Below are 21437 nucleotides of genomic sequence, written 5' to 3' on the forward strand. Positions count from 1 at the left end.
CGTACAGCGGGTGGTGAAGAGAGGATGGCGCCCGGGTGAGTGACGGCGCAGGACGCTGTCCCTCACCCGGGCGACGGAGCCGATCAGAGCGCCGGAATGGATCCGGCGATCACGATCAGCGGAGGAGCTGCAGGACGCCCTGGCCCTGCTGGTTCGCCTGCGCGAGCATGGCGGTGCCGGCCTGCGACAGCACGTTCGCCGCGGTGAACTTGACCATCTCGGACGCCATGTCGGTGTCGGCGATGCGGCTCTTGGCGGCCGCGAGGTTCTCCGACGAGACCTGCAGCGAGTTGATCGTCGACTCGAAGCGGTTCTGAGCGGCACCGAGGCCGGCGCGGCCCGTCGAGACGGCAGTGATGGCGGTGTCGAGCGCCTCGATCGTCGTCTGCGCGGCCGCGTTGGTCGCGACGCTGAAGCCGGCCGCAGCCGTCGGCAGCGTGCCGTCGGCGAGCGTCACGACGCCCGTCAGAGCGGCAGCCAGGTCGACCATGTTCACCGACACAGCCGAGGCTGCGTCGCCGTCGGCGCCGACCTGGAAGGTCAGCGCGGCGGGGCCGGCGGTGGTGCCGGCCTGGAACAGGTTGATGCCGTTGAAGTTCGTCGACTCCGAGATGCGAGCGAGCTCGGCGCCGAGCTGGTCGGCCTCCGTCTTGATCGCGGAACGAGAGTCGGCGTTGTTCGAGTCGCTCGCGCCCTGAACCGCCAGGTCGCGCATGCGCTGCAGGATGTTGTGGACCTCGGTCAGGGCGCCTTCCGCGGTCTGGATGACCGAGATGCCGTCCTGGGCGTTGCGCGCGGCGACGTTCAGACCGTTGACCTGCGCGCGCAGGCCCTCGGAGATCGCGAGGCCGGCCGCGTCGTCCGCAGCGCGGTTGATGCGGTTGCCGCTCGAGAGCTTCTCCAGCGACTTCGACAGGTCGTTCTGCGTCGACGACAGGTTGCGGTAGGCGTTGAGGGCCGTGACGTTGGTAGCGATCTGCATACCCATGATGAATTCCTCCGTGAATGAGATTCCTGATGGAGCCCGTCCGTGGGCTCCGTAGGGATCTATCGGCAGCGTGCCGAGGGAGGTTAGGGATGGATCAGAGGGCCGCGGCGTTCTTCAGGAAGACGTTCGCGAGGTGCCGTCCGCCGTTCGTCGCGATGCGCGTGAAGAACGCCTCGCGAGTGCTCTCCGACACCCTCGACGTGGGCAGGGGGATGACACCCGCGTCCTCGGCGAAGTAGCGCTCGAGCGCGTCGCGCATCAGCCGGAGTCCCTCCGAGCGCTGCTGGGACACGGCGGAGTGCGAGACGCCGAGCTCCTCCGCGATCTCCTTCACCGGACGATCCTCGAAGTACACCGAGCGCACGATGTGCTGCATGCGGTCGGGGAGGGCATCGAGCGCGCGCATCAGCACCTCGCGGCGCTCGCCGAGGGCCGCGGCCTCGTCGGGAAGCGGAAGGTCGCTCGCGAGACTCAGGGCGCCGGGCTCATCGATCGGCACGATGGCGCGGTCGGCGTCGTCGAGTGCCTCGCGGACGACCTCGGCGGCGACGCCCATTGCGGAGGCGATCTCGGCGACCGTCGGCGTGCGGCCCAGGCCGGCGGCGAGCGTGTCGCGCACCTGCAGCGTCTCCTTGATGCGGCGTCGGATGCCCCGTGACGCCCAGTCCATCGACCGCATCTCATCGGCGAACGAGCCGAGGATCCGGCGGCGGGCATACGCCCCGAACGGCACACCGAGATCCGGATCGAAGGCCTCCGCCGCCTGCACGAGGGCGAGTGCCCCGGCTGCGGCGAGCTCCTCGCGAGGGATGTGCGTGGCCCTAGCACTCAACTCGCTGGCGAGGAAGCCGACGAGGGGGAGGTTGTCCACGATGAGGCGGTTGCGCTCAGCACGGGTCGTCATTGTTATTGCCGCTCTTTAGGGGGGTCGGGGCGGGGTACGGCGGGCCTCCAGGGAAGGCCGGTGAGTCGGGAAGCTCACAGTGGGACAATGGCGAGGCTATCGAGATAAAGCACGATGTCAAACAAAATCGCGATTATCCGACGTCCCACCCTTCGGGACAAATGGGGAGGACTCCCCACCGGTGCTCGTAACGGTAGCGGCGGTCGGGCCGATAGTGGCGAAAGACACCACCCCATGGGAGTGTCGTGCCCCGGAAAGGAGGCGATCGAATGGGTGCCAACGAGCTCTCGGCTCAGCTGTGGCGTGAGCGCGAGCTGATGGAGATGCTGCTGTTCAAACTGGACGAGCAGCAGCTGCTGCTCTCGGCCGGGCGCGCACGCTGGATCCACTACGCCACGCGCGAGGTCGAGCAGGTGCTGGACCGCATCCGGCAGACGGGCCTCGGGCGCGCCGTCGAGGTCGCGGCTCTCGCTGACGAGTGGGGCGCCGACGACGATGCGACGCTCGCGCAGCTCATCGAGCACGCGCCCACCGACGCCTGGCGAGAGGTGTTCTCCGAGCACCTGCGCGCCATGACCCAGCTCGCGGATGAGATCGCACAGCAGCGAGACGCGAACGAGCTCCAGCTGCGCGCCGCGGTGCGTGCCACGCAGGAGGCCATCGCGGGCCTCGGCGCCGGCCCCGGCGAGTACACGGCGGGTGGCACCGCCGCCCGCGGTGATGCCGCGCCGCGCATCCTCGACACCGACCTCTGACCCCTCCGGGTGCTGCGGCTGCGCCGCACCGCCCGGTCTACCCGACGGAGACCCATGTCCACCTTCACCGGACTCAACACCGCCGCCTCGGCGCTCGCCGCCGCGCGCCGAGGCATCGAGGTCACGGGTCAGAACATCGCCAATCAGAAGACCACCGGCTACACCCGCCAGCGCCTGGACACCTCCGCGGTGGGCGCGGTGGCGCAGGCGGGCCGGTTCTCGACGGGCGTTGTGCCGGGGCAGGGCGTGCGCCTCGACGGCATCACCCGGCTCGGCGATGCGGTGCTGGACGCGCGTGTGCGCGACGCGCTCGGCGCCTCCGGCTTCTGGACCGTGCGGGCCGAGGCCGCCCGCAGCGCCGAGGCCGTCATGGCGGAGCCCACCGAGAAGGGGCTCGCGCACCGCCTCACCCAGTTCTGGACCGGCTGGCAGGATCTCGCCAACAGCCCCGACTCGGAGGCGGCCGCCGCGGTCGTCCTCAACGACGCGGCCGTGCTCGCGGGCCAGATCGCCGCCGGCTACACCGCCGTGAGCACGCAGTGGACCGATGCGCGAAACGGGGTCGACCGCACGGTCTCCGAGATCAACAGCGCGGCCGACGAGGTTGCGCACCTCAACCGGGACATCCGCGATGCGCTCAACGCCGGCCGTTCGGCCAACGAGCTCATCGATCGACGAGGGGTGCTCGTCGAGCGCCTCGCTCGCGCGGCGGGAGCCACCGGCACGGTCGAGGCCGACGGCACCATGACGGTGCGGATCGACGGCAACGCCCTGGTCTCCGCGGGCGACGCGCGTCATCTCGTGGTCTCGGGTCCGCTCGGGCTGGCCGACGGGGCGCCGGTCACGGTGGCGTGGGAGAACCGCCCGGCCGATGCGATCCCGCACGTCGGCGGCGAGCTCGGGGGAGCGCTGTCCCTTCTCGCCCCCGCCGCCGAAGACGGCCTGCTCGCGGGGATCGCCGACACGTACAACCGCCTCGCCACCGCGCTCGCCACGACCGTCAACGCGCAGCACCGCGCCGGCGTCACCGCCTCCGGAGCCCCGGGCGGCGACTTCTTCTCGCTCTCCGCCGGCACCCCCGCCGCCCTCGGGCTGGGCGTGGTGCCCGTGAACGGCGCGGGCCTCGCGCTCGCCGCACCCGGCGCCGGCGCCCTCGACGCCTCCAACGCCGACGCGATCTCACAGCTCGGATCCGGGGCGGGATCGCCCGACACGCTCTGGTCGGACTTCGTCACCGCCTTCGGCGTGCAGACGGCCGGTGACGCGCAGCGCGCGAGCGTGGCCGAGGTCGCCGCCGTGACGAGCGTGGCGGCGCAGCAGTCGGTCGCCGGCGTCGACGGTGACGAGGAGACCATCGCCCTCATGACCTACCAGACCGCCTACCAGGCCGCCGCGCGTGTGCTGACCGCGGTCGACGAGGCCCTCGACGTCCTGATCAACCGCACCGGCCTCGTCGGCCGCTGACCCACCCCGGAGGCACCGGATGATCTCCCGCACCACCGCCCAGACGATGACGCAGGTATCGCTGCGACACCTCCAAGCGAACCTGAACGAGCTGGGCCGCCTGCAGGAGATGGCCACCTCGCAGCGTGCCTTCCTGGCCCCCTCGGACGACCCCTCCGCGGCCGCCGTGACCCTCGGCCTGCACGCCGAGCAGGTGCGCAACGGCCAGTTCGCCCGCAACGTCGACGACGCGATGGCATGGGTCACGACGGCGGACGGCGCCATCAGCTCGAGCACGAAGCTGATGGACCGCGTGCGCACCCTCACGCTGCAGGGAGCGAACGACGGCGCGCTGGATGCCACCGCGAAGGAGGCCATCGCGGTCGAGCTCGAGGGGATCCGCGACGAGCTGCTCGCGCAGGCGAACACGAAGCTGCTCGGTCGCTCGGTGTTCGCGGGCACGTCCGATGCGGCCGCGGCCTTCGACCGCGCCGGGTACACGTTCAACGGCACGCCGGGATCGGCGGTGGAGCGCCGTCTCTCCGAGGGCGTCACCGTGCGGGTCGACGCCGACGGCGCCGAGGTGTTCGGCGCCGGAGCGGACTCGGTCTTCGCGCTGCTCGACGACATCGTCGCCGATCTGCGTTCGGGCACGAACGTGGGCCCCCAGGTCGCGCGCATCGACGACCGCGTCACCCGTATGCTGAGCGCGCAGGGCGCCGTCGGCGCCCGCCAGGCCCAGATCGAGCGCGCGAAGGAGGCCACGGTGGACGCAGCCGTCTCCCTCGAGGGTCGCCGGGCGGCCGTCGAGGACGTCGACTCGGTCGAGGTGCTCGTCGAGCTGCAGGCGCAGGAGCTGGTGTACCGCTCGGCGCTGCAGGTCACGAGCCGAGTGCTGCAGCCGACGCTGATGGACTTCCTCTCGTGAGCGGCGTCGTCCTGGACTTCGTGGCTCCGCCTCCGGGGCTCGCTCCGCACACCGGCTTCGAGCTGTCTCCGCTGGCGGGCGCTGCGGGGCTGTTCGCGCTGCGGGCGATCCAGGACGCCGAGCTCCGGCTGTTCCTCGTGGATCCGTCCCTCGTCGCCTCGCAGGGGGCGCCGTACGCGCCGGTGCTCAGCGACGAGCAGACGACGGCACTCGGCCTCACGGCGCCCGAGGAGGCGCTGGTGCTGGTGGTCGCGAACCCCGGGCCCGAGGGCGTGCACGTCAACCTGCTCGCGCCCGTGGTCGTGAACACGACGACGGGGATGGCCGCCCAGGTCATCCTCGAGGGTCAGGATCTGCCCGTGCGTGCTGCCCTGCGCTGAGCCCGAGCACGATCGTCGCGGGTTCCGTCCCGACCACCACCTCCGCACCGGCCCCACCCTCCGGCAGCGAGAAGGGTTCGCCGACGCGCACACGCACGGGGGCGGGGGCACCGTGGCGACGGCGCAGCGTAGCCCGCGCGCCCTCGGCGTCCCATTCGAGGCGGTCGATGACGATGCCGCCGCGGGCGGTGAGGCCCGTCACGGCGCCATATGACTCCCACGCGTCGGGCAGTGCGGGGAACAGCGCGACCGACCGCTGATCCGAGCCCACGAGCATGGCCGCGACGACCGCCGGCAGGCCTCCGCTCGCATCGAGGTTGAAGATGCGGCCCGCGTCGTGCGTCGTCGTGAGGGCCGGTGTCCAGTGCTCGAGCGCGAGCCACTCGGCGCATCGCAGCGCGGCGGGAGCGTCGCCGAGGGCGGCCGCCGCGACACCGAGCTGAACAAGCCCGAAGGCCATCTCCATCCGTCCCGGAGGCGCGGTGGGATCCTCGGCGCGCCAGGCGATGCGCTGGTGGATGGTGCGCCGGGCCGCATCGCGCAGCCGCGACGCCTCCGCCGTGTCGCCCCGGAAGGCCGGATCCGTCTCGTACCAGAGCGGATAGAGGTGCGACGCGTGGCGATGCGCGTGGTTCTGCGGCCACCGCGGATCGATCCATTCGGCCAGCGTGCCGTCGTCGGCCACCCGGTAGGCGGGCAGGCGCTCGACGACCCTCGCCCACCGGTCCGTCAGAGAGTGATCGCCCCGGGCGGCGGCCAGCACCGCGGTGCTGCGCGCCGCGTCGCGCAGGATGGCGATGTCCATGGTCGCGTCCGAGGCGACGGGCGATCCGCCCGGGACCGGCGCGTTCTCGGGGGAGTACCCCGGCACCGCGTGGAGCGTGCCGTCGATGTCGGCGAGGCCGGTCTCGGCGAACTCCAGCACGCCGACCGCGAGCTGCCAGAGCGCATCGTCCACGAGCGAGGCATCGCCCGTGACGCTCACGACGTCCGCCGCGACGCGCAGCGCCCATCCGCCCGCGCCGATCCAGAAGAGGTGGGGGTAGTCGGGCGAGAAGTGGTTCGCGCGACCGTGGGTGGACATCCGCGCGGGCAGCAGCATCCCGGAGGCGCCGAAGACCCGCGCGGCGTTGGCGCGGTAGTCGTCGAGGTGGGGCAGCAGCAGGGCCAGCAGGGAGCGCGCGAGCTCGGGCGTGCCCGTCGGGATCAGGCTCGCGATCCCGCCGTTCTGCACGTTCCCGTTCATCGTGTAATCGGCCGACCACGCCGGCGCCCACGTGCCCTGCCACACTCCCTGCAGCGTGGGCGGCAGCTCGCCCGTCGCCGAGATGGCGTTCGCACGGCCCGACAGATACGCGATCTCGACGACGCGCCTGCGGGCCGCCGGATCGCCCGCGCGGGCCCTGGCCCATATCGCCTCGGTGGTCTCACCGACGCGCGCGTCGCCGCCGAGCTCGAGGCGCGACCGCGCCACCAGCTCGCCGTGCGTGCGCTCCTGGCGGCGCATCACCTCGTCCCAGTCGCCGAGGTCGGTGGGGTCGACGTGCGGTGCGGCACGCCCCGGCACGGTGCGCAGCCGCAGCTCCGCCCGGCCGCCCGCCGGCACGCGCAGGGTGCCGGTCACGGCGTCGGCGGTGGGCGTGGGGGCCCAGTCTTCACCGCCCCGCACGATGGTCGTCGCGATCGCCGTGCCGTCGCGTCGGGTGCTCGCGACCACGGAGGGATCCGGCGACGCGGTCGCCACCGCCTCGACGAGTCCCGCGTAGGCGGGGGCCCAGGTGGCGCCCTCGCCGACACCGCCCCCGAGGCCCAGACGCAGCCCGACGTCGCACGGGAAGGGCGCCTCCACGGCCACCCGGATCTCGTCGAGGTCGCGCGGAGCGACAAGGCGCACGGTGAGGTCGCCTTCGGGGCGATGCCACACGAGGGCCACCTCCCCGCGCTCCGGATCGATGCGGCGACGCACCGGGCCGTCGTCGACCGACGGTGTCAGCTCGAGGGTCGCGCAGATGCCGAGCGGATCGGTCCACACCAGGTCGCGCTCGAAGCCGGACACCTCGGCCGCGGCGGCGAGGAGCCTGCCCGCGCCCTCGCCGTCGCCGGCGAGCACACGCTCGCGCAGCTCCTCGAGGGAGGAGGCGATCAGCGGTGCGGCCGGGCGCGGATTGGCGGGCAGAAAGCAGCGTTCGTGCGCGATCGCGATCGTCTGCGTGGGGGAAGCGCCCCAGATGATCGCGCCGACGCGGCCGCTTCCGACGATCAGGCCGTCCTCCCAGGACCGCGCGCGTGTGCGGGTGGTGAAGGAGCCGTCGACGGCGAGGGGGTCGGTCATCCGCGTGAGTTCCTCATCGAATCGCAGAGATGTGATGTCTTCGGGTGGGCATGCCCCGTGAGGCCAGAATGTCGCCGTCGTCCCGGGAACCCATCGGTTTTGCGCAAAATTATGGTCGGATCTGTACACCCCCTGACGCCGTTGTTAGCTTCGGTGCCACCCCACGGGCCGGGCCCATCAGGCCCCCGGCGACGACGCCGCGACAGCCCCGCACCGCCGCACTCGCGATCCCCGAAGGAGAGGATTCTCGTGATCAGACGTCTTGCCATCGCACCGCTCGCCCTGCTGGGAGCCACGGCTCTCGCGCTCACCGGATGCACCGGGAGCGCCGGAAGCTCGGGAGGCTCCGGCGACAGCGTGAAGGGCGATCCGAAAGCCGAGGTCGAATTCTGGTCGTTCACCGGAATCAACCAGAAGGACGGCGTCGACACCTACCTCGAGCTGCAGCCCGACGCGAAGATCAAGCTGTCCGAGGTCGGCAGCACGACGGAGACGGCCACCGCGCTCACCGCCGCCCTCGCCGGCGGCAAGGTGCCCGACCTGGTGATGATCCAGAACGACGACCTGCCGAAGTTCATCGAGAACCCCCAGAACTTCGTGGATCTGCGCACCCTCGGCGGCGACGACGTGGGGGAGCCCTACCTCGACTGGGCGGTCAATGCCGCCACGGGCGCGAACGGGGAGATCATCGGCATCCCCACCGATGTGGGCGGTCTGAGCTTCGCCTACCGTGCCGATCTCTTCGAGGCCGCCGGTCTCCCCACCGACCCCGACGAGGTCGCGGAGGCCTGGTCCACCTGGGACGGCTTCATCGAGATGGGCGAGAAGTACACCGAGGCCACCGGCGAGCCGTTTGTCGACAACGTCGAGACCACCGTGTTCTTCGCGACGGTCAACCAGGTGTCCGAGAAGTACTACTCGCCCGATGGCGAAGTCACCTTCGAGACCAACCCCGAGGTGAAGGACGCCTTCCAGATCGCCGTCGACACCTACGAGGCCGGCATCAGCGCGAGCATCGCGGCGTGGTCCTCCGGCTGGGCGCCGGGCAAGGCCAACGGATCGTTCGCGGTCACCACCGCGCCCTCGTGGATCCTGCAGGGTCTCAAGAACGACGCCCCCGACACCGAGGGCCTGTGGCGCGTCGCCACGCTGCCCGAAGGCGCCGGCAACTGGGGCGGCAGCGTGATCGCCATCCCCGCCCGCGCCGAGAACCCGGCGGGCGCCTGGCAGTACATCGAGACCATGATGGATCCGGACCAGCAGCTCACGCACTTCAGCGACACCGGCACGTTCCCGGCGGCCGAGTCGGCGCTCGAGAGCGACGAGGTCAAGGCCTACCAGGATCCCTTCTACGGCGACTCGAAGATCGGCGAGGTGCTCGCCGAGTCGGTGCTCGGGTTCCAGTCGTTCTACAACGGCCCGGACACCAGCGCGATCGGCGCGGCCCTCCTCAACGCCCTCGTCGACATGGAGGCGGGCAACACCGCACCCGACAAGGCGTGGGAGAAGGGCGTCAAGGACGCGAACGCCGCTCTCGCCCAGTGACCACCTGACCGAGTCGATCGATCGGCGGGTGCCCCGGGACGCACGTCCTGGGGCACCCGCCCTGACCTGAGGGGTGCCTGTGACCACCACGGCGACCAACCCGGCCACCAACACGATGGCCATCGTCACGCGCGGCGGCGCGAAGGGGCGCCGGCCGCCGTCCCGCCGCATCCGCAGCTCGTGGGGCGAGAAGCTCGCGCCCTACGCCTATGTGGCGCCGTTCTTCCTGATCTTCGCCGTCTTCGGCCTGTTCCCGCTGCTGTTCACGTTCTGGGTCTCGCTGTTCGACTGGAACCCGATCGGAGAGCAGACCTTCATCGGCTTCGCGAACTTCGAGCGGCTCTTCGCCGACGAGCGGTTCTGGAACGCCCTCGTCAACACGTTCGGGATCTTCCTGATCTCGACGATCCCGCAGCTGGCGCTCGCGCTGTTCCTCGCGCATCTGCTCAACCACGCGCACCTCAAGCTCGCCAACTTCTGGCGCATGGCGCTGCTGACGCCCTACATCACCTCGGTCGCGGCCACCGCGATCGTGTTCGCGCAGATCTTCGACCGCAACTTCGGCCTGCTCAACTGGATCCTCGGGCTGTTCGGCGTGCCGGACATCAACTTCCTGGCATCGCAGGGCGGCTCGTGGGTCGTGATCTCGGCGATGGTGATGTGGCGCTGGTTCGGGTACAACACCCTGCTGTACCTGGCGGGCCTGCAGGCGATCCCGCGCGAGATGTACGAGGCCGCGTCGGTGGACGGCGCGTCGAGCCGGCAGCAGTTCTTCCAGCTGACGATCCCCTCGCTGCGTCCGATCATCATCTTCACCGTGATCATGTCGACGATCGGCGGCCTGCAGATCTTCACGGAGCCGCTGCTCGTGGCCCCCGAGTCGGGCCTCACCTGCGGCGCCGCTCGCCAGTGCCAGACCCTCGCGCTGTTCCTGTACGAGCAGGGATTCGGCCAGTTCGACTTCGGCTACGGCTCGGCGATCGGTGTGGCGCTGTTCGTCATCGTCGTGGTCGCGGCGGCGATCAACTTCTTCCTGACCACTCGCACACGAGGAGAGCGCTGATGACCGGGGTGATCGAGCGGGCGCCCGTGCGGCGCCGTCGACGGGGGTCACGCGTCGGACGCGTCGGGTGGCCCACTTACCTCGGCCTGGGCATCGCGGTGCTCATCAGCGTGTTCCCGCTGTATTACATGTTCGTTGTCGCCTCTGTGGGCGCCAAGGCCGTCACCTCGAGCCCTCCGATCCTGCTTCCGGGATTCAACTTCTTCGAGGTCGCGGCCAAGGTGTTCGAGACCGTGCCGTTCGCCCTGTCGCTGTGGAACAGCGTGGTGGTCTCGCTCACGATCGCAGTCGTGTCGGCCATCCTGTGCGCGCTCGCCGGGTACGCCTTCGCGAAGCTCGATTTCCCCGGGCGCAACATCCTGTTCCTGATCGTGCTGCTCACGATGACGGTGCCCGCGCAGCTCAGTGTGATCCCGCAGTACCTGATCGTGTCGTGGCTCAACTGGGTCGACACGCTCCAGGCGATCATCGTGCCGGGCCTGGCCAGTGCGTTCGGCATCTTCTGGATGCGTCAGCACATGTCCACGACGATGAACGACGAGCTGATGCACGCGGCCCGCATGGACGGAGCGAACAGCTGGCAGATCTTCTGGCGCATCGCGTTCCCGATCGTCCGGCCCGCCGCGTTCGTGCTGGGGCTCATCAACTTCACCGCGGTCTGGAACGACTTCATGTGGCCGTTCATCGTGCTGAAGTCGCCCGAGCTGTTCACCGCGCAGATCGCCATCAAGCAGCTGCAGGCGAACCGCTCGATCGACGTCGCCCTCGCCATGGGGGGATCGTTCCTGGCCACGCTTCCGCTGCTGATCGTGTTCTTCTTCGTGGGCCGGCGGATGGTCGCGGGCATCATGGACGGCGCCTTCAAGGGGTGACCTCTTCCCCCGGGCGCCGAGGCGCCGGCCGACATCCTCCGTCGGCCGGCGCCTCTCTGTTTCCGCTCAGTCGACGGCCACGGCGCGCACGACGTAGGCGCGATCGGCGACCGGGTGGGGCAGCTCGAGCCCGACACGGGCGAGCAGTGCGCCCGAGAGCGCGGGGTCGGCGCTGCCGCCCTCGCACAGCCACGGCGCGCCGCTGATCCACGCGGGAACGTGCATGCCCCACAGGCCGGACGGCGCCGCGACCTCGAGGCGGTAGCGGCGCGCGGGATCCAGGCCGTGCAGGCGCAGGCGCGTGCGGGTGTCGGCCGACACGGCCGGGGTGAGCACCGAGTACACGGCCTCGGACCGGTCTTGTGCGACGACGCCGCGGATGGTGTGCGAGCCCGGATCGAAGGATCCGTCCGTGACGACCGATCCGGTCGCGATCGTCTGCCGCACCTCGCGATAGGCCCCGATCCAACGGATCAGCGCCTCGCGCTCCTCATCCGTGGTCTCGCGCAGATCCCATTCGATGCCGAAGTGTCCGATGAAGGCCAGGGCGCAGCGGGTGTGCAGGTCGTGGGCGCGCCCGGTGGCGTGGGACACCCGCGAGGCGATGTGCGACCCCATCATCTCCGGCGGCACGAGCAGACCCGTCCAGCGCAGGATGCGGGCGCGCTCGATCGGGTCGTGGTTGTCGGACGGATGGATCCGATCCGTCCGGGACAGGATGCCGAGATCGACGCGCCCGCCGCCCGACGCGCACGACTCGATCTCCAGCGCCGGGTGGCGCCGGCGCAGCCCGTCCAGGAGCGCATACACCGCGAGCGTCTGGTCGTGCACCGCCGGCGCGCCCGTGGCGGGGTGACCCGCGGCGACGAGGTCGCGGTTGTGGTCCCACTTCAGATACGCGATGTCCCACCGCGTGATGAGGTCATCGAGAGTGTCGAGGATGTGCCGGAATGCCGCCGGATTGGTGAGGTCCAGCACCTGCTGGAAGCGGGTGCGAGGCGGCAGCTCGGGCCTGGCGCGGAGGATCCAGTCAGGATGCGCCCGGGCGAGCTCGGAGTCCTCGTTGATCATCTCCGGCTCGAACCACAGCCCGAACTCCATGCCGAGTTCGCGCACGCGATCGGCGAGCGGTCCGAGGCCGTGCGGCCAGACCTCCGGATCGGCCGACCAGTCGCCGAGCCCGCGGCGATCGTCTCGTCGGCCGAGGAACCAGCCGTCATCCAGCACGAAGCGCTCGACCCCCACCGCGGCCGCCCGCACGGCCAGCTCTTCGAGCACCTCGAAGCTCTGCTCGAAGTACACCGCCTCCCAGACGTTGAGCGTGACCGGACGCGGGCGGAGAGAGGAGCGCGAGATGTCGCGCAGGGCACGGTGGAAGCGCTCGGACGCGGCGTCGAGGCCCTCACCCCAGCTGCCGTGCACCCAGGGGGAGGTGTACTCCTCGCCCGCATCGAGGCGCACCTCGCCCGCGAGCAGCAGCTCGCCGCCACGGAAGGCCTGCACCCCGTCACCGCGCTCGAGCGCGTGCTCGTGGTTGCCGCCGATGCCGACGTGCTGGGTCCACACCTCGCCATCGCGCGACGAGAACCCCGTCGTGCCGACCGCGAGCATCATCGTCGCGTCGAGGCCCGTGCGGCCGCGGCGCGATTCGCGCGCGTGCACGCCGTGCGTGATCCGGTGGCGCTGCGGGATGCGCTCGGTGCCCCAGCGTCCGGCGAAGTCGAGCAGCTCCTCTGCCCGCACCGGCACGGGCAGCGCCATGCTCCCCCCGGACACCTCGAGCGGCGGCTCCGCGCCGGCGGCCACGTTGCGCACGGTCGTGCGGGCGCGCAGGAGCCCGGCCGGCAGGAGCTCGATCTCGATCCGCGCCTCGATGCCGGCCCAGCTGTCGCTCGCCGACAGCACCACCGTCCCCGCGCCGAGATCGATCTGCTGCCCGGGTCCCAGGGCGCGCGGCTCCGCGCCGGATGCCGAGGCCTCCACCGTCTCGACGCGCATCCGCGGTGCCCAGGCCGAACCGGCCCGATGCACGGCCAGGCCCGGGCGACCACCCCATCCGAGCGCGGCCTCCGGCAGCACCGAAGGAACGTAGGGGACGTCGGACTCGCCGCCGATGCCCGGGCGCTCGTCGGCGGCGGCGAACTCGCCGAGCTCGGCCGCGGAGACCGGCACGGCGGCGCCCCAGTACGCGATCACCGGCAGTCGATCGTCGTCCTGGGTGACGACGACCGAGACACCGGAAGCGGACAGGTGGACAACGCGGCGCTGCGACATGCCGCTCAGTATCCCAAGGCCGTTGGCGGCAGAGCGCCCCGACCCGGGGTTTGCGCAACCGCGCCGCGTCAGGGCGTCGGCGGCATCGTCGACCCGCGCACCTGCAGCGAGGTCGGCAGCTCGATCACACGCGGGCCCGCTTGCTGATCCTCCAGGAGTGCGCGGACGGCGGCCGACGCCATCTCCCGGATCGGCTGCCGCACGGTGGTCAGGGCAGGCTGCAGCCACTTCGCGCCGCGCACGTCGTCGAACCCGACGACGAGCAGATCGCGCGGGATCTCGAGCCCGAGATCGGCGGCCGCGCGATAGGCGCCCGCGGCCATCTCGTCCGAGCACGCGAACAGCCCGATCGGCCCTGCCCCGCGCGCCGCATCGAGTGCGGGCAGGCAGGCGCGACGCGCGCTGGGGGCGGTCCAGTCGCCGTGCACGCGGGTGATCTCCGCATCGGGGAGCAGGCGCCGGATCGCGTTCTCGAACCCGTCGACGCGGGCGCGGCCGTACCGGTACGACGGCGATCCGCCCACGACGACGAAACGGCGGGCGCCCTGTGCGACGAGGTGCTCGGCCGCTTCGGCGCCGCCGGCGCCATCGGTGGTGCGCACGCTGGTGAGCGGCTGACCCATCTCCGACCAGGGATCCAGCAGCACGATCGGCATGCCTGCCTCGGCGAGGATGGCGAGCTGCGTGCGGGTGGGCATGATCAGCCCGATCACCACGCCGGCGGATCCGCGCGCGCGGATGCGCATGGGCCAGTCGTCGTCGGGGATGTCACGCTCTGCGGTCAGCACGAGGTCGTAGCCCAGCTCGGCGGCGGCGGTGCGCGCGCCGGTGGTGACCTCGTCCGTGTACGGGTCGTGGAAGTGACCGAGCACCAGGTCGATGAGCTGGGAGGGGCGGCTGCGGGGGCGCCCGCGGCTCTCGCCTCCGGGGGAGTGGCCGAGCGCACGCGCCGCGGCCAGGATCCGTGCGCGGGTCTCGGGCCGGATCTCGCCGGCGCCGCGCAGGACGCGCGACACCGTCGACACGCTCACGCCGGTCTCGGCGGCGATCTGGGAGAGCGTCACACGGCTCACGGGGTCCTCCCTGATCCGGCGGCGTCCGTCGGCGCCGGTCGTTCGATTATTGCGCAATTTGAACGACCGGCGCCGATGCCGGGAGGTCAGGCGAGGGCCGCCACCAGGCGCTCGGCGGTGGCGACCGATGACTGTGGGTTCTGACCGCTGATCAGGCTGAGCTCAGGCCAGGGCGGCCACCAGGCGCTCGGCGGTGGCGACCGATGACTGCGGGTTCTGACCGCTGATCAGGGTGCCGTCCGTCACCACGGTGCTGCTCCAGGGCTCGCCGGTGGCGAGGCGGGCGCCGAGCTCGGCCAGGCGCGAGGCGACGAGGTAGGGGGAGTTCTCGCCGAGCCCGCCCTGCCGCTCCTCCTCGTCGGTGAACACGGCCAGGCGCGTTCCGGCGAAGGCGAACGTGCCGTCCTCGCGGATGGCGCTCAGCAGCCCGGCCGGACCGTGGCACAGCACCGCGACGGTTGTGCCGCGATCGGCGGCGTCGATGAGCAGGCGCCCGAGATCGGCATCGGTGGCCAGGTCGGCCATCGGGCCGTGCCCTCCCGGCAGGGCGAGCGCGTCGTACGTGCCCGGAGTCACGTCGGCGAGGGCGAGCGGGGCGCTGAGCTCGTCGCGGATCGACGCGAGGTAGGCCGCCATCTCGCGTCCGGTCTCGGTCTCGAGGTCGAGGCTGCCCGGGTCGACGGTGGGCGGCTGGGCGCCGGGGGTCGCGAAGTGCACGCGGTGCCCGGCGGCGGTGAGGCCGCGGTGCAGCTCGACGAGCTCCTCGGCCCAGAAGCCGGTCGGGTGCGCGGACCCGTCCTTGAGGACGAGGGTGTCGGCGCCGGTCACGATCATCAGAACATCGGCCATGGGGTCTCCTTCATGCTTCGCGGTGGGTGGTTCAGGAGAGGAGAACCAACGGTCATCGGATCCATTCCGTACGATGTTCGGTGGTCATAGATTTTCTGATGGATCCGGATTCCCAGGAGGGGTCGATGCGCGACCTGGAACTGCTCGCGACGTTCCTTGAGGTGCACCGCGCCGCCTCGATCACGCGCGCCGCCGCGCGACTCGGCCTGAGCCAGCCCGCCGTGAGCGAGCGGATCGCGCGCCTCGAGCAGCAGACGGGGGAGGCGCTGTTCACGCGGTCGCGCGCAGGTGTCGTCGCCACCGCCGCCGGCGACCGCCTCGCATTGCGCGTCGCGGAGCCGGTCGACCGCCTCCGCGAGGTCTGGGCCGAGCCGCTTCCCGCCACGACCGGCGTGGTGCGCATCGGGGGCGCGAGCGACGTGATCGCTGCGCGGGTGGTGCCGGCTCTCGCGCCGCTGGCGGCGACGGGGCTTCGCATCGAGTTCACCCTCGGCCTGGCGGATGATCTCCTCGACGCCGCCGAGCGCGCCGAGCTCGACCTCGTGCTGTCCTCCGTGCGGCGCGCGCGCCCCGGGGTGCGCTACCGCGGACTCATCGACGAGGAGTTCGCTCTCGTCGGCGCCCCCGCCCTCGCGCGCACGGTCGACGCCGAGCGGCTCGAGGGCGATCCGATCGCGGCGCTCGCGCACCTCCCGCTGGTCGCCTATGCTCCCGAGCTGCCGATCATCCGGCGCTACTGGCGCAGTCAGTTCGGGCGGCGCCCCGCCAATCCGCTGGCGATGGTCGTGCCGGATCTTCGTGGCGTGCTGGCCGCGGTCATCGCGGGGGTCGGAGTGTCGACGCTCCCGCGCTACCTCACCGATCCGGCGGTGGTCGCGGGCACCGTCGAGGTGCTGCACCATCCCGTCGAGCCGCCCCTGAACACGTTGCATCTCGCGATCCCCGCCGGTGCGCCGCCGACCCCGGCGACCACCGCCGTCATCGAGCGTCTGACCCGGCTCGCGCAGAGCTGGGACACCCTCTGAGAGCTCTCCCAGCCTCGCGATCAGGCCTTTTCTGCTAGAGTTGAGGCGCACCCCGACGTCTGGTCATTCCAGAGCCCCTCTCACCGGCTCCCGGACCGCCGAAGTGCCCTCTTGATCGCGAGCCGCGATCCGCCGCCCGAGACCGCATGTCCGGGCGTCCACAGAAACACCCGTGCGCAGCGATGACGATGCGCGCCGCAGAAAGATCATGACAATCACCGCAGTACCCCCTGTCCACCTTCTCGACCCCGAGACCGACGTCAGCTGGAAGCAGGCCGACCACGACGTGTTCGTGGCGACCGTGCACAACGAGTACGCCGGCTTCATCTCCGTCGACGGCCCCGCCCACACCGTGCACACGGCGCATTCCGAGCCCATCGGCACCTATCGCTCGCTCCGCGAGGCCCGGGCGGCCCTCGGCCAGCACCTCACCCGCTCCAAGACCGCCGCCGCGCGGCCGCTCGCGCGGCGCCGGCGCTGGCTGGCGCTCGGCCGCTAGTTCCTGCCGTCCAGCGGGAGACTCTCTGCCGTACACCTGGGAGACGGTTATGCGTCCGCCTCGTATGCGCGGCGGAGCATACCGCTACCCGTAGCGTGGGGTGTCAGCGATCGGCACCCGCCTTTGGCTTCGAGGCCCCTCCGGGGGGCCGACCGAACGACAGGGGCGTCGCCAATGTCCTCCTCGCACACCCTCGAACGTCAGGATGCCGCGTCCACCCTCGGACCCATCCGTCAGACCTACGCCGGCACCGCCGACTTCCCTCCCATGGCCCGTGCCTACACCCAGGTGTCGCACGTGGTGCGCGAGACCGGCCTGCTGCGCCGCACCGGCTGGTTCTACGCGCTGGTCGGCTCCGCGATCGCGCTCGGCTTCGGCGGCGTCGTCACCGGCTTCATCCTCCTCGGCGACAGCTGGTTCCAGCTGCTGATGGCCGCGGCCCTGGGCATCCTGTTCACGCAGGTGGCTTTCCTCGCCCACGAGGCCGCGCACAAGCAGATCCTGTCGTCCGGCCCGGCCGGTGAGCGCCTCGCGCGCTTCCTCGCATCCGGCGTGGTCGGCATCAGCCTCTCGTGGTGGGACGCCAAGCACACCCGCCACCACGGCAACCCCAACCGCGTCGGCAAGGACCCCGACATCGAGGTCGACACCATCTCGTTCCTCGACGTGGACGCGGCCAAGGCCACCGGCCTCCGGCGCTGGATCACCCAGCGCCAGGGCTGGCTGTTCTTCCCGCTGCTGACGCTCGAGGGGCTCAACCTGCACGTGCTCGGCATCCGTCACCTGCTGCAGCGCGGCCCCGTGAAGGCGCGCTGGACCGAGCTCGGCCTCATCACGCTGCGCCTCGCGATCGTCCTCGTGCCCGTGTTCCTGCTGCTCCCGGTCGGCATGGCCTTCGCCTTCGTCGGCGTGCAGCTCGCGGTGTTCGGCGTGTACATGGGGGCGTCCTTCGCTCCCAATCACAAGGGCATGCCGGTCATCGCCCCCGATGCGAAGCTCGACTTCTTCTCGAAGCAGGTGCGCACCTCGCGCAACGTGACGGGCGGCTGGTGGGCCACCATCCTCATGGGCGGCCTGAACTACCAGGTCGAGCACCACCTCTTCCCGAACATGCCGCGTCCGCACCTCGCCAAGGCGCGCGAGATCGTGCGCGACTACTGCGCCTCCTTCGAGGTGCCTTACACCGAGACCACGCTGTGGCGCTCGTACGGGATCGTCATCGAGTACCTGAACCGCGTCGGCCTCGCCGCTCGCGACCCGTTCGACTGCCCCGCCGCGGCCCAGCTGCGCCGCGGCTGATCCGGCGCCTCGCTCTGCCCGACCCGCCGGTGCTCGCCGGCGGGTCGCGCTGTCGAGGTGGCAGGAATCGTACGCAGGTCGGCAGTCGCATCCGGATCCCGGCCGCTCCGGGCGCCGCCACAATGATCAGATGAGCAGCACCCCGCCCGCGTCCGTCCGTCGGCTTCATCCCGCGTGGATCGTCGCGGGCGTCGCCTTCCTCGCGCTCGTGGGAGCCGCCGGATTCCGTGCGGCGCCGAGCGTGTTCATGGTGCCGATCGAGGCCGAGCTGGGCTTCAGTCGCACCGATCTGTCGCTCGCGATCGGCATCAACATCGTGCTCTACGGGCTGACCGCGCCTTTCGCGGCCGCGCTCATGGACCGGTTCGGGCTCAAGCGCGTGACGTTCTTCGCGCTGATCCTGATCGCCCTCGGTGCGGTCCTCGGCACGTTCGCGACGGCGCCCTTCGTGCTGTGGCTGACCTGGGGCGGTCTCATCGGCATCGGCACGGGATCGATGGCGATGGTCTTCGCGGCGCAGGTCACGCAGCGCTGGTTCGCGAAGCGCCGGGGCCTCGTCTCGGGTGTGCTGAGCGCCGGATCCGCGACCGGCCAGCTGGTCTTCCTGCCGCCGACCGCGTGGCTGGCCACCGAGTACGGCTGGCGCGAGGCCAGTCTCGTCGTCGCGGCGGGGGCGCTGATCGTGGTCCCGCTGGTGGCGTGGTTCCTGCACGACTCGCCCGCGCGCATCGGCGTGCTTCCGTACGGGGCCGACCCCGCCGATCCGCCCGCCGTACCCGAGCGCTCGGCGGTCAACCCGGCGCTCCTCGCGCTGCGGGCGCTGCGCGAAGCCGCGCGCCACCGCACCTTCTGGGCGCTCGCGGTGGGCTTCGCGGTCTGTGGCGCCTCGACCAACGGGCTGATCGGGGCCCATTTCATCCCCGCCGCGCACGACCACGGCATGACCGAGCCGGTGGCCGCCGGCCTGCTCGCCACGGTGGGCATCTTCGACATCGTGGGCACGGTCGCATCGGGCTGGCTCACCGACCGGGTCAATCCGCGTCTGCTGCTGGCGATCTACTACGGCGGTCGGGGCGTGAGCCTGCTGTTCCTCCCCTTCCTGCTGTCGGCCGAGGTGCAGCCGCCCATGTGGTTCTTCATCATCTTCTACGGGCTCGACTGGGTGGCGACGGTGCCGCCGACCATTGCGCTGTGTCGTGAGATCTTCGGCGAACGCGGGCCTCTCGTCTTCGGATGGGTGTTCGCGAGCCATCAGCTCGGCGCGGGCGTCGCGACGGTGCTCGCGGGCATCGTGCGCGACGCGACGGGGCAGTACACGATCGCGTGGTTCGCCGCCGCGGGTCTGTGCGTCGTCGCGGCGCTCGTCTCGCTGCGGATCCGTCGCGGCCCGATCGTGCGCGACCCGGATCCCGATCCGGTGGAGTCGACCCCGGTCTCCTGAGCGATGTCGGAGGCCCGGCGTACGCTCGGGCCATGCCCGAACCCCAGGAGCTGATCGTCGCCGACGTCGCCGCGTGGCGCGCGTGGCTCGACGCGAACGAGGAGGAGACGCCCGACGGCGTCTGGCTGGTGCTCGCGAAGAAGGGCGTCGTCGATCCGACGTCCCTGACCTACGCCGAGGCGCTCGATGAGGCGCTCTGCAGCGGCTGGATCGACGGTCGCAAGCAGAGCCGCGATGCGACGACCTTCCGCCAGCACTTCGTGCCCCGCCGCCGCGCCTCGCTCTGGTCCGAGCGCAACATCGGCATCGTCGAGCGCCTGACCGCCGAGGGCCGGATGCGACCGCGCGGCCAGGCCGAGATCGACCGCGCCCAGGCCGACGGGCGATGGGCGCGCGCGTACGGGCCCAAGGCCTTCGCGCAGGTGCCCGACGATCTGGCCGCGGCCCTGCGCGCCTCGCCCGAGGCATCGGGCGCCTTCGACGGTCTCAACGCGCAGAACCGCTACGCCGTGCTGCACCGCGTGCACACCGCGCCGAGCGCCTTCAGCAGGGCGAACCGCATCGCGAAGCTGGTGGCGATGCTGGCGGCGGGAGAGAGGCCGTACCCCTCCGGCTGACGTATTCATCCGATGTCCCGGGTAGTCTCGAAGACCATGACCTCCACCCGCCCGCCATCCATGGCGGATGTCGCCGCGCGGGCGGGCGTGTCGCATCAGACCGTCTCGCGAGTGCTCAACGCCCACGCATACGTGCGGCCAGAGACGCGGGAGCGCGTGCAGGCCGCGATCGAGGAGCTGGGGTACCGGCCGAATCGCGCGGCCCGCGCCCTGGCCACCGCCCGCACGAAGACCGTGGGAGTGCTCGTCACCAACGCCACGTTCTTCGGCCCGGCCAGCACGGCGTTCGCGATCGAAGCGGCCGCACGCGCGGAGGGTTACTTCGTCTCGATCGGATCGCTCCCCGCCTACGACCCGCAGACCGTGCGCGCCGCCCTCGACCAGCTCATCGACCAGGGGGTCGAGGGCATCCTCGTCGTGGTGCCCCAGCGGGAGGTCATGGACCTCGTCGAGCTGGTGGCGCCCACCACCCCGGTCGTCGCGGTCGCGGCGCGCGCCGACATCCCCGCGGACTCGCGCATCCGGTACGTCGAGGTCGATCAGGCGCTCGGCGGAGCGCTCGCCACGCGCCACCTGCTGGATCAGGGGCATCGCCGGGTCGTGCATGTCGCCGGCCCCGCCGGGTGGTACGACGCCGACGAGCGGGCGGGCGCCTACACCCGCACGATGGGGGAGGCGGGCCTCGAGTCGCGTCTCGTCCCCGCAGGCGGCTGGGCGGCCGCCGACGGCTACGAGGTCGGTCGCGCGCTCGCGGCCGAGGTGGCCTCGGGCGGACCCACGGCGGTGTTCGCGGCGAACGACACCCTCGCCATGGGCCTGCTCCGCGCCTTCTGGGAGGCGGGTCTGCGTGTGCCCGACGACGTGTCGCTCGTCGGGTTCGACGACATCGACGGGAGCGAGTTCCTCGTGCCCGCGCTCACGACCGTGCGGCAGCCCTTCGACGAGATCGGGCGAGCCGCCACCCACGCGCTGCTGTGGCCCGACGCGGCGCAGGTCGCGGTCGTGATCCCTCCCGTGCTCGTCGTGCGCGACAGCACCGCCGCGCCGGCACCCCGCTGAGCAGGTGTGACAGCGCCGTATGTGAGCGCTAACATATGATCTGAACGGGGCCGGATCGGCCCGCGGATCGCACCCGGGATCCGCACGGCGA

Annotated in this window: 19 protein-coding genes; 13 read left to right on the plus strand and 6 right to left on the minus strand. The window is 71.5% G+C overall.

From position 1 onward, the window contains the following. Positions 1–115: 115 nt before the first annotated feature. Together J5V96_RS14025 and J5V96_RS14030 are read right to left on the minus strand one after the other, a co-directional pair. The gene (locus tag J5V96_RS14025; protein ID WP_208504414.1) at positions 116–988 is read right to left on the minus strand and encodes a flagellin N-terminal helical domain-containing protein; all 873 of its coding nucleotides are present in this window, start codon (positions 986–988) and stop codon (positions 116–118) included. 94 nt (positions 989–1082) lie between these two features. Further along, entirely contained in the window at positions 1083–1892 is an 810-nt protein-coding gene (locus J5V96_RS14030; protein WP_208504417.1) for a sigma-70 family RNA polymerase sigma factor, read from the minus strand. A 269-nt stretch (positions 1893–2161) separates the two neighbouring features. Here J5V96_RS14030 and J5V96_RS14035 point away from each other — a divergent pair, with 269 nt between their 5' ends. The 4 genes from J5V96_RS14035 to fliW are packed head-to-tail and all read left to right on the plus strand — an operon-like array spanning position 2162 to position 5398. Continuing rightward, positions 2162–2647: a flagellar protein FlgN gene (locus tag J5V96_RS14035; protein WP_208504419.1), complete on the plus strand. Its 486-nt coding sequence runs from the start codon at positions 2162–2164 to the stop codon at positions 2645–2647. A 54-nt stretch (positions 2648–2701) separates the two neighbouring features. Next, positions 2702–4111: a flagellar hook-associated protein FlgK gene (gene flgK, locus J5V96_RS14040; protein ID WP_208504421.1), complete on the plus strand. Its 1410-nt coding sequence runs from the start codon at positions 2702–2704 to the stop codon at positions 4109–4111. Positions 4112–4130: 19 nt separating this feature from the next. Next, positions 4131–5018: a flagellin N-terminal helical domain-containing protein gene (locus tag J5V96_RS14045; RefSeq protein ID WP_208504423.1), complete on the plus strand. Its 888-nt coding sequence runs from the start codon at positions 4131–4133 to the stop codon at positions 5016–5018. Then, a complete protein-coding gene (gene fliW, locus J5V96_RS14050; protein WP_208504425.1) occupies positions 5015–5398 on the plus strand; it encodes a flagellar assembly protein FliW in 384 nt (127 codons plus the stop codon). The genes J5V96_RS14045 and fliW overlap by 4 nt, the downstream gene beginning before the upstream one ends. Here fliW and J5V96_RS14055 read toward each other — a convergent pair. Beyond that, positions 5352–7730, minus strand: a complete 2379-nt coding sequence (locus J5V96_RS14055; protein WP_208504426.1) for a glycosyl hydrolase family 95 catalytic domain-containing protein — start codon at positions 7728–7730, stop codon at positions 5352–5354. The two genes, fliW and J5V96_RS14055, sit on opposite strands and share 47 nt — an antisense overlap. A gap of 249 nt (positions 7731–7979) precedes the next feature. Between J5V96_RS14055 and J5V96_RS14060 the strand changes: the two genes are divergently transcribed. The 3 genes from J5V96_RS14060 (at position 7980) to J5V96_RS14070 (ending at position 11210) form a co-directional block, all read left to right on the plus strand. Next, the gene (locus tag J5V96_RS14060; protein ID WP_208504428.1) at positions 7980–9275 is read left to right on the plus strand and encodes an extracellular solute-binding protein; all 1296 of its coding nucleotides are present in this window, start codon (positions 7980–7982) and stop codon (positions 9273–9275) included. A gap of 79 nt (positions 9276–9354) precedes the next feature. Further along, positions 9355–10338 carry a carbohydrate ABC transporter permease gene (locus J5V96_RS14065; protein ID WP_307793649.1) on the plus strand — a complete coding sequence of 328 codons (984 nt, stop codon included), beginning with the start codon at positions 9355–9357 and terminating at the stop codon, positions 10336–10338. Continuing rightward, a complete protein-coding gene (locus J5V96_RS14070) occupies positions 10338–11210 on the plus strand; it encodes a carbohydrate ABC transporter permease (protein WP_208504430.1) in 873 nt (290 codons plus the stop codon). Before J5V96_RS14065 ends, J5V96_RS14070 begins: the two co-directional genes overlap by 1 nt. Positions 11211–11276: 66 nt before the next feature. Here J5V96_RS14070 and J5V96_RS14075 read toward each other — a convergent pair whose 3' ends face one another. From J5V96_RS14075 to J5V96_RS14085, 3 genes are all read right to left on the minus strand, one after another. Continuing rightward, entirely contained in the window at positions 11277–13484 is a 2208-nt protein-coding gene (locus J5V96_RS14075; protein WP_208504432.1) for an alpha-galactosidase, read from the minus strand. Positions 13485–13552: 68 nt separating this feature from the next. Next, a complete protein-coding gene (locus tag J5V96_RS14080; RefSeq protein WP_208504434.1) occupies positions 13553–14557 on the minus strand; it encodes a LacI family DNA-binding transcriptional regulator in 1005 nt (334 codons plus the stop codon). A 162-nt stretch (positions 14558–14719) separates the two neighbouring features. After that, positions 14720–15406, minus strand: a complete 687-nt coding sequence (locus J5V96_RS14085; protein WP_208504436.1) for a type 1 glutamine amidotransferase domain-containing protein — start codon at positions 15404–15406, stop codon at positions 14720–14722. Between the two features lie 125 nt (positions 15407–15531). Here J5V96_RS14085 and J5V96_RS14090 point away from each other — a divergent pair, with 125 nt between their 5' ends. From J5V96_RS14090 to J5V96_RS14115, 6 genes are all read left to right on the plus strand, one after another. Further along, positions 15532–16431, plus strand: a complete 900-nt coding sequence (locus J5V96_RS14090; RefSeq protein ID WP_208504438.1) for a LysR family transcriptional regulator — start codon at positions 15532–15534, stop codon at positions 16429–16431. Positions 16432–16639: 208 nt separating this feature from the next. Further along, positions 16640–16930 (plus strand): hypothetical protein, encoded by a 291-nt coding sequence (locus J5V96_RS14095; RefSeq protein WP_208504440.1) that lies wholly within the window; start codon positions 16640–16642, stop codon positions 16928–16930. A gap of 174 nt (positions 16931–17104) precedes the next feature. Then, entirely contained in the window at positions 17105–18229 is a 1125-nt protein-coding gene (locus J5V96_RS14100; RefSeq protein WP_208504442.1) for a fatty acid desaturase family protein, read from the plus strand. Between the two features lie 130 nt (positions 18230–18359). Continuing rightward, entirely contained in the window at positions 18360–19670 is a 1311-nt protein-coding gene (locus J5V96_RS14105) for an MFS transporter (RefSeq protein WP_208504444.1), read from the plus strand. Positions 19671–19702: 32 nt separating this feature from the next. Continuing rightward, entirely contained in the window at positions 19703–20287 is a 585-nt protein-coding gene (locus tag J5V96_RS14110; protein WP_208504446.1) for a YdeI/OmpD-associated family protein, read from the plus strand. 36 nt (positions 20288–20323) lie between these two features. Beyond that, positions 20324–21346, plus strand: a complete 1023-nt coding sequence (locus tag J5V96_RS14115) for a LacI family DNA-binding transcriptional regulator (RefSeq protein WP_208504448.1) — start codon at positions 20324–20326, stop codon at positions 21344–21346. Positions 21347–21437: the final 91 nt, after the last annotated feature.

Source organism: Microbacterium stercoris (genome assembly GCF_017592545.1).
GTDB lineage: Bacteria > Actinomycetota > Actinomycetes > Actinomycetales > Microbacteriaceae > Microbacterium > Microbacterium stercoris.

What these genes read in the sequence shown, in the direction of transcription:
- J5V96_RS14045 (WP_208504423.1), top strand. Translation starts at nt 4,131, where the DNA reads ATGATCTCCCGCACCACCGCCCAGACGATGACGCAGGTATCGCTGCGA.
- J5V96_RS14105 (WP_208504444.1), top strand. Translation starts at nt 18,360, where the DNA reads ATGAGCAGCACCCCGCCCGCGTCCGTCCGTCGGCTTCATCCCGCGTGG.
- J5V96_RS14090 (WP_208504438.1), top strand. Translation starts at nt 15,532, where the DNA reads ATGCGCGACCTGGAACTGCTCGCGACGTTCCTTGAGGTGCACCGCGCC.
- J5V96_RS14055 (WP_208504426.1), bottom strand. Translation starts at nt 7,730, where the DNA reads ATGACCGACCCCCTCGCCGTCGACGGCTCCTTCACCACCCGCACACGC.
- J5V96_RS14100 (WP_208504442.1), top strand. Translation starts at nt 17,105, where the DNA reads ATGTCCTCCTCGCACACCCTCGAACGTCAGGATGCCGCGTCCACCCTC.
- flgK (WP_208504421.1), top strand. Translation starts at nt 2,702, where the DNA reads ATGTCCACCTTCACCGGACTCAACACCGCCGCCTCGGCGCTCGCCGCC.
- J5V96_RS14085 (WP_208504436.1), bottom strand. Translation starts at nt 15,406, where the DNA reads ATGGCCGATGTTCTGATGATCGTGACCGGCGCCGACACCCTCGTCCTC.
- J5V96_RS14075 (WP_208504432.1), bottom strand. Translation starts at nt 13,484, where the DNA reads ATGTCGCAGCGCCGCGTTGTCCACCTGTCCGCTTCCGGTGTCTCGGTC.
- J5V96_RS14115 (WP_208504448.1), top strand. Translation starts at nt 20,324, where the DNA reads ATGACCTCCACCCGCCCGCCATCCATGGCGGATGTCGCCGCGCGGGCG.
- J5V96_RS14025 (WP_208504414.1), bottom strand. Translation starts at nt 988, where the DNA reads ATGGGTATGCAGATCGCTACCAACGTCACGGCCCTCAACGCCTACCGC.
- J5V96_RS14030 (WP_208504417.1), bottom strand. Translation starts at nt 1,892, where the DNA reads ATGACGACCCGTGCTGAGCGCAACCGCCTCATCGTGGACAACCTCCCC.
- J5V96_RS14070 (WP_208504430.1), top strand. Translation starts at nt 10,338, where the DNA reads ATGACCGGGGTGATCGAGCGGGCGCCCGTGCGGCGCCGTCGACGGGGG.
- J5V96_RS14110 (WP_208504446.1), top strand. Translation starts at nt 19,703, where the DNA reads ATGCCCGAACCCCAGGAGCTGATCGTCGCCGACGTCGCCGCGTGGCGC.
- J5V96_RS14035 (WP_208504419.1), top strand. Translation starts at nt 2,162, where the DNA reads ATGGGTGCCAACGAGCTCTCGGCTCAGCTGTGGCGTGAGCGCGAGCTG.
- J5V96_RS14095 (WP_208504440.1), top strand. Translation starts at nt 16,640, where the DNA reads ATGACAATCACCGCAGTACCCCCTGTCCACCTTCTCGACCCCGAGACC.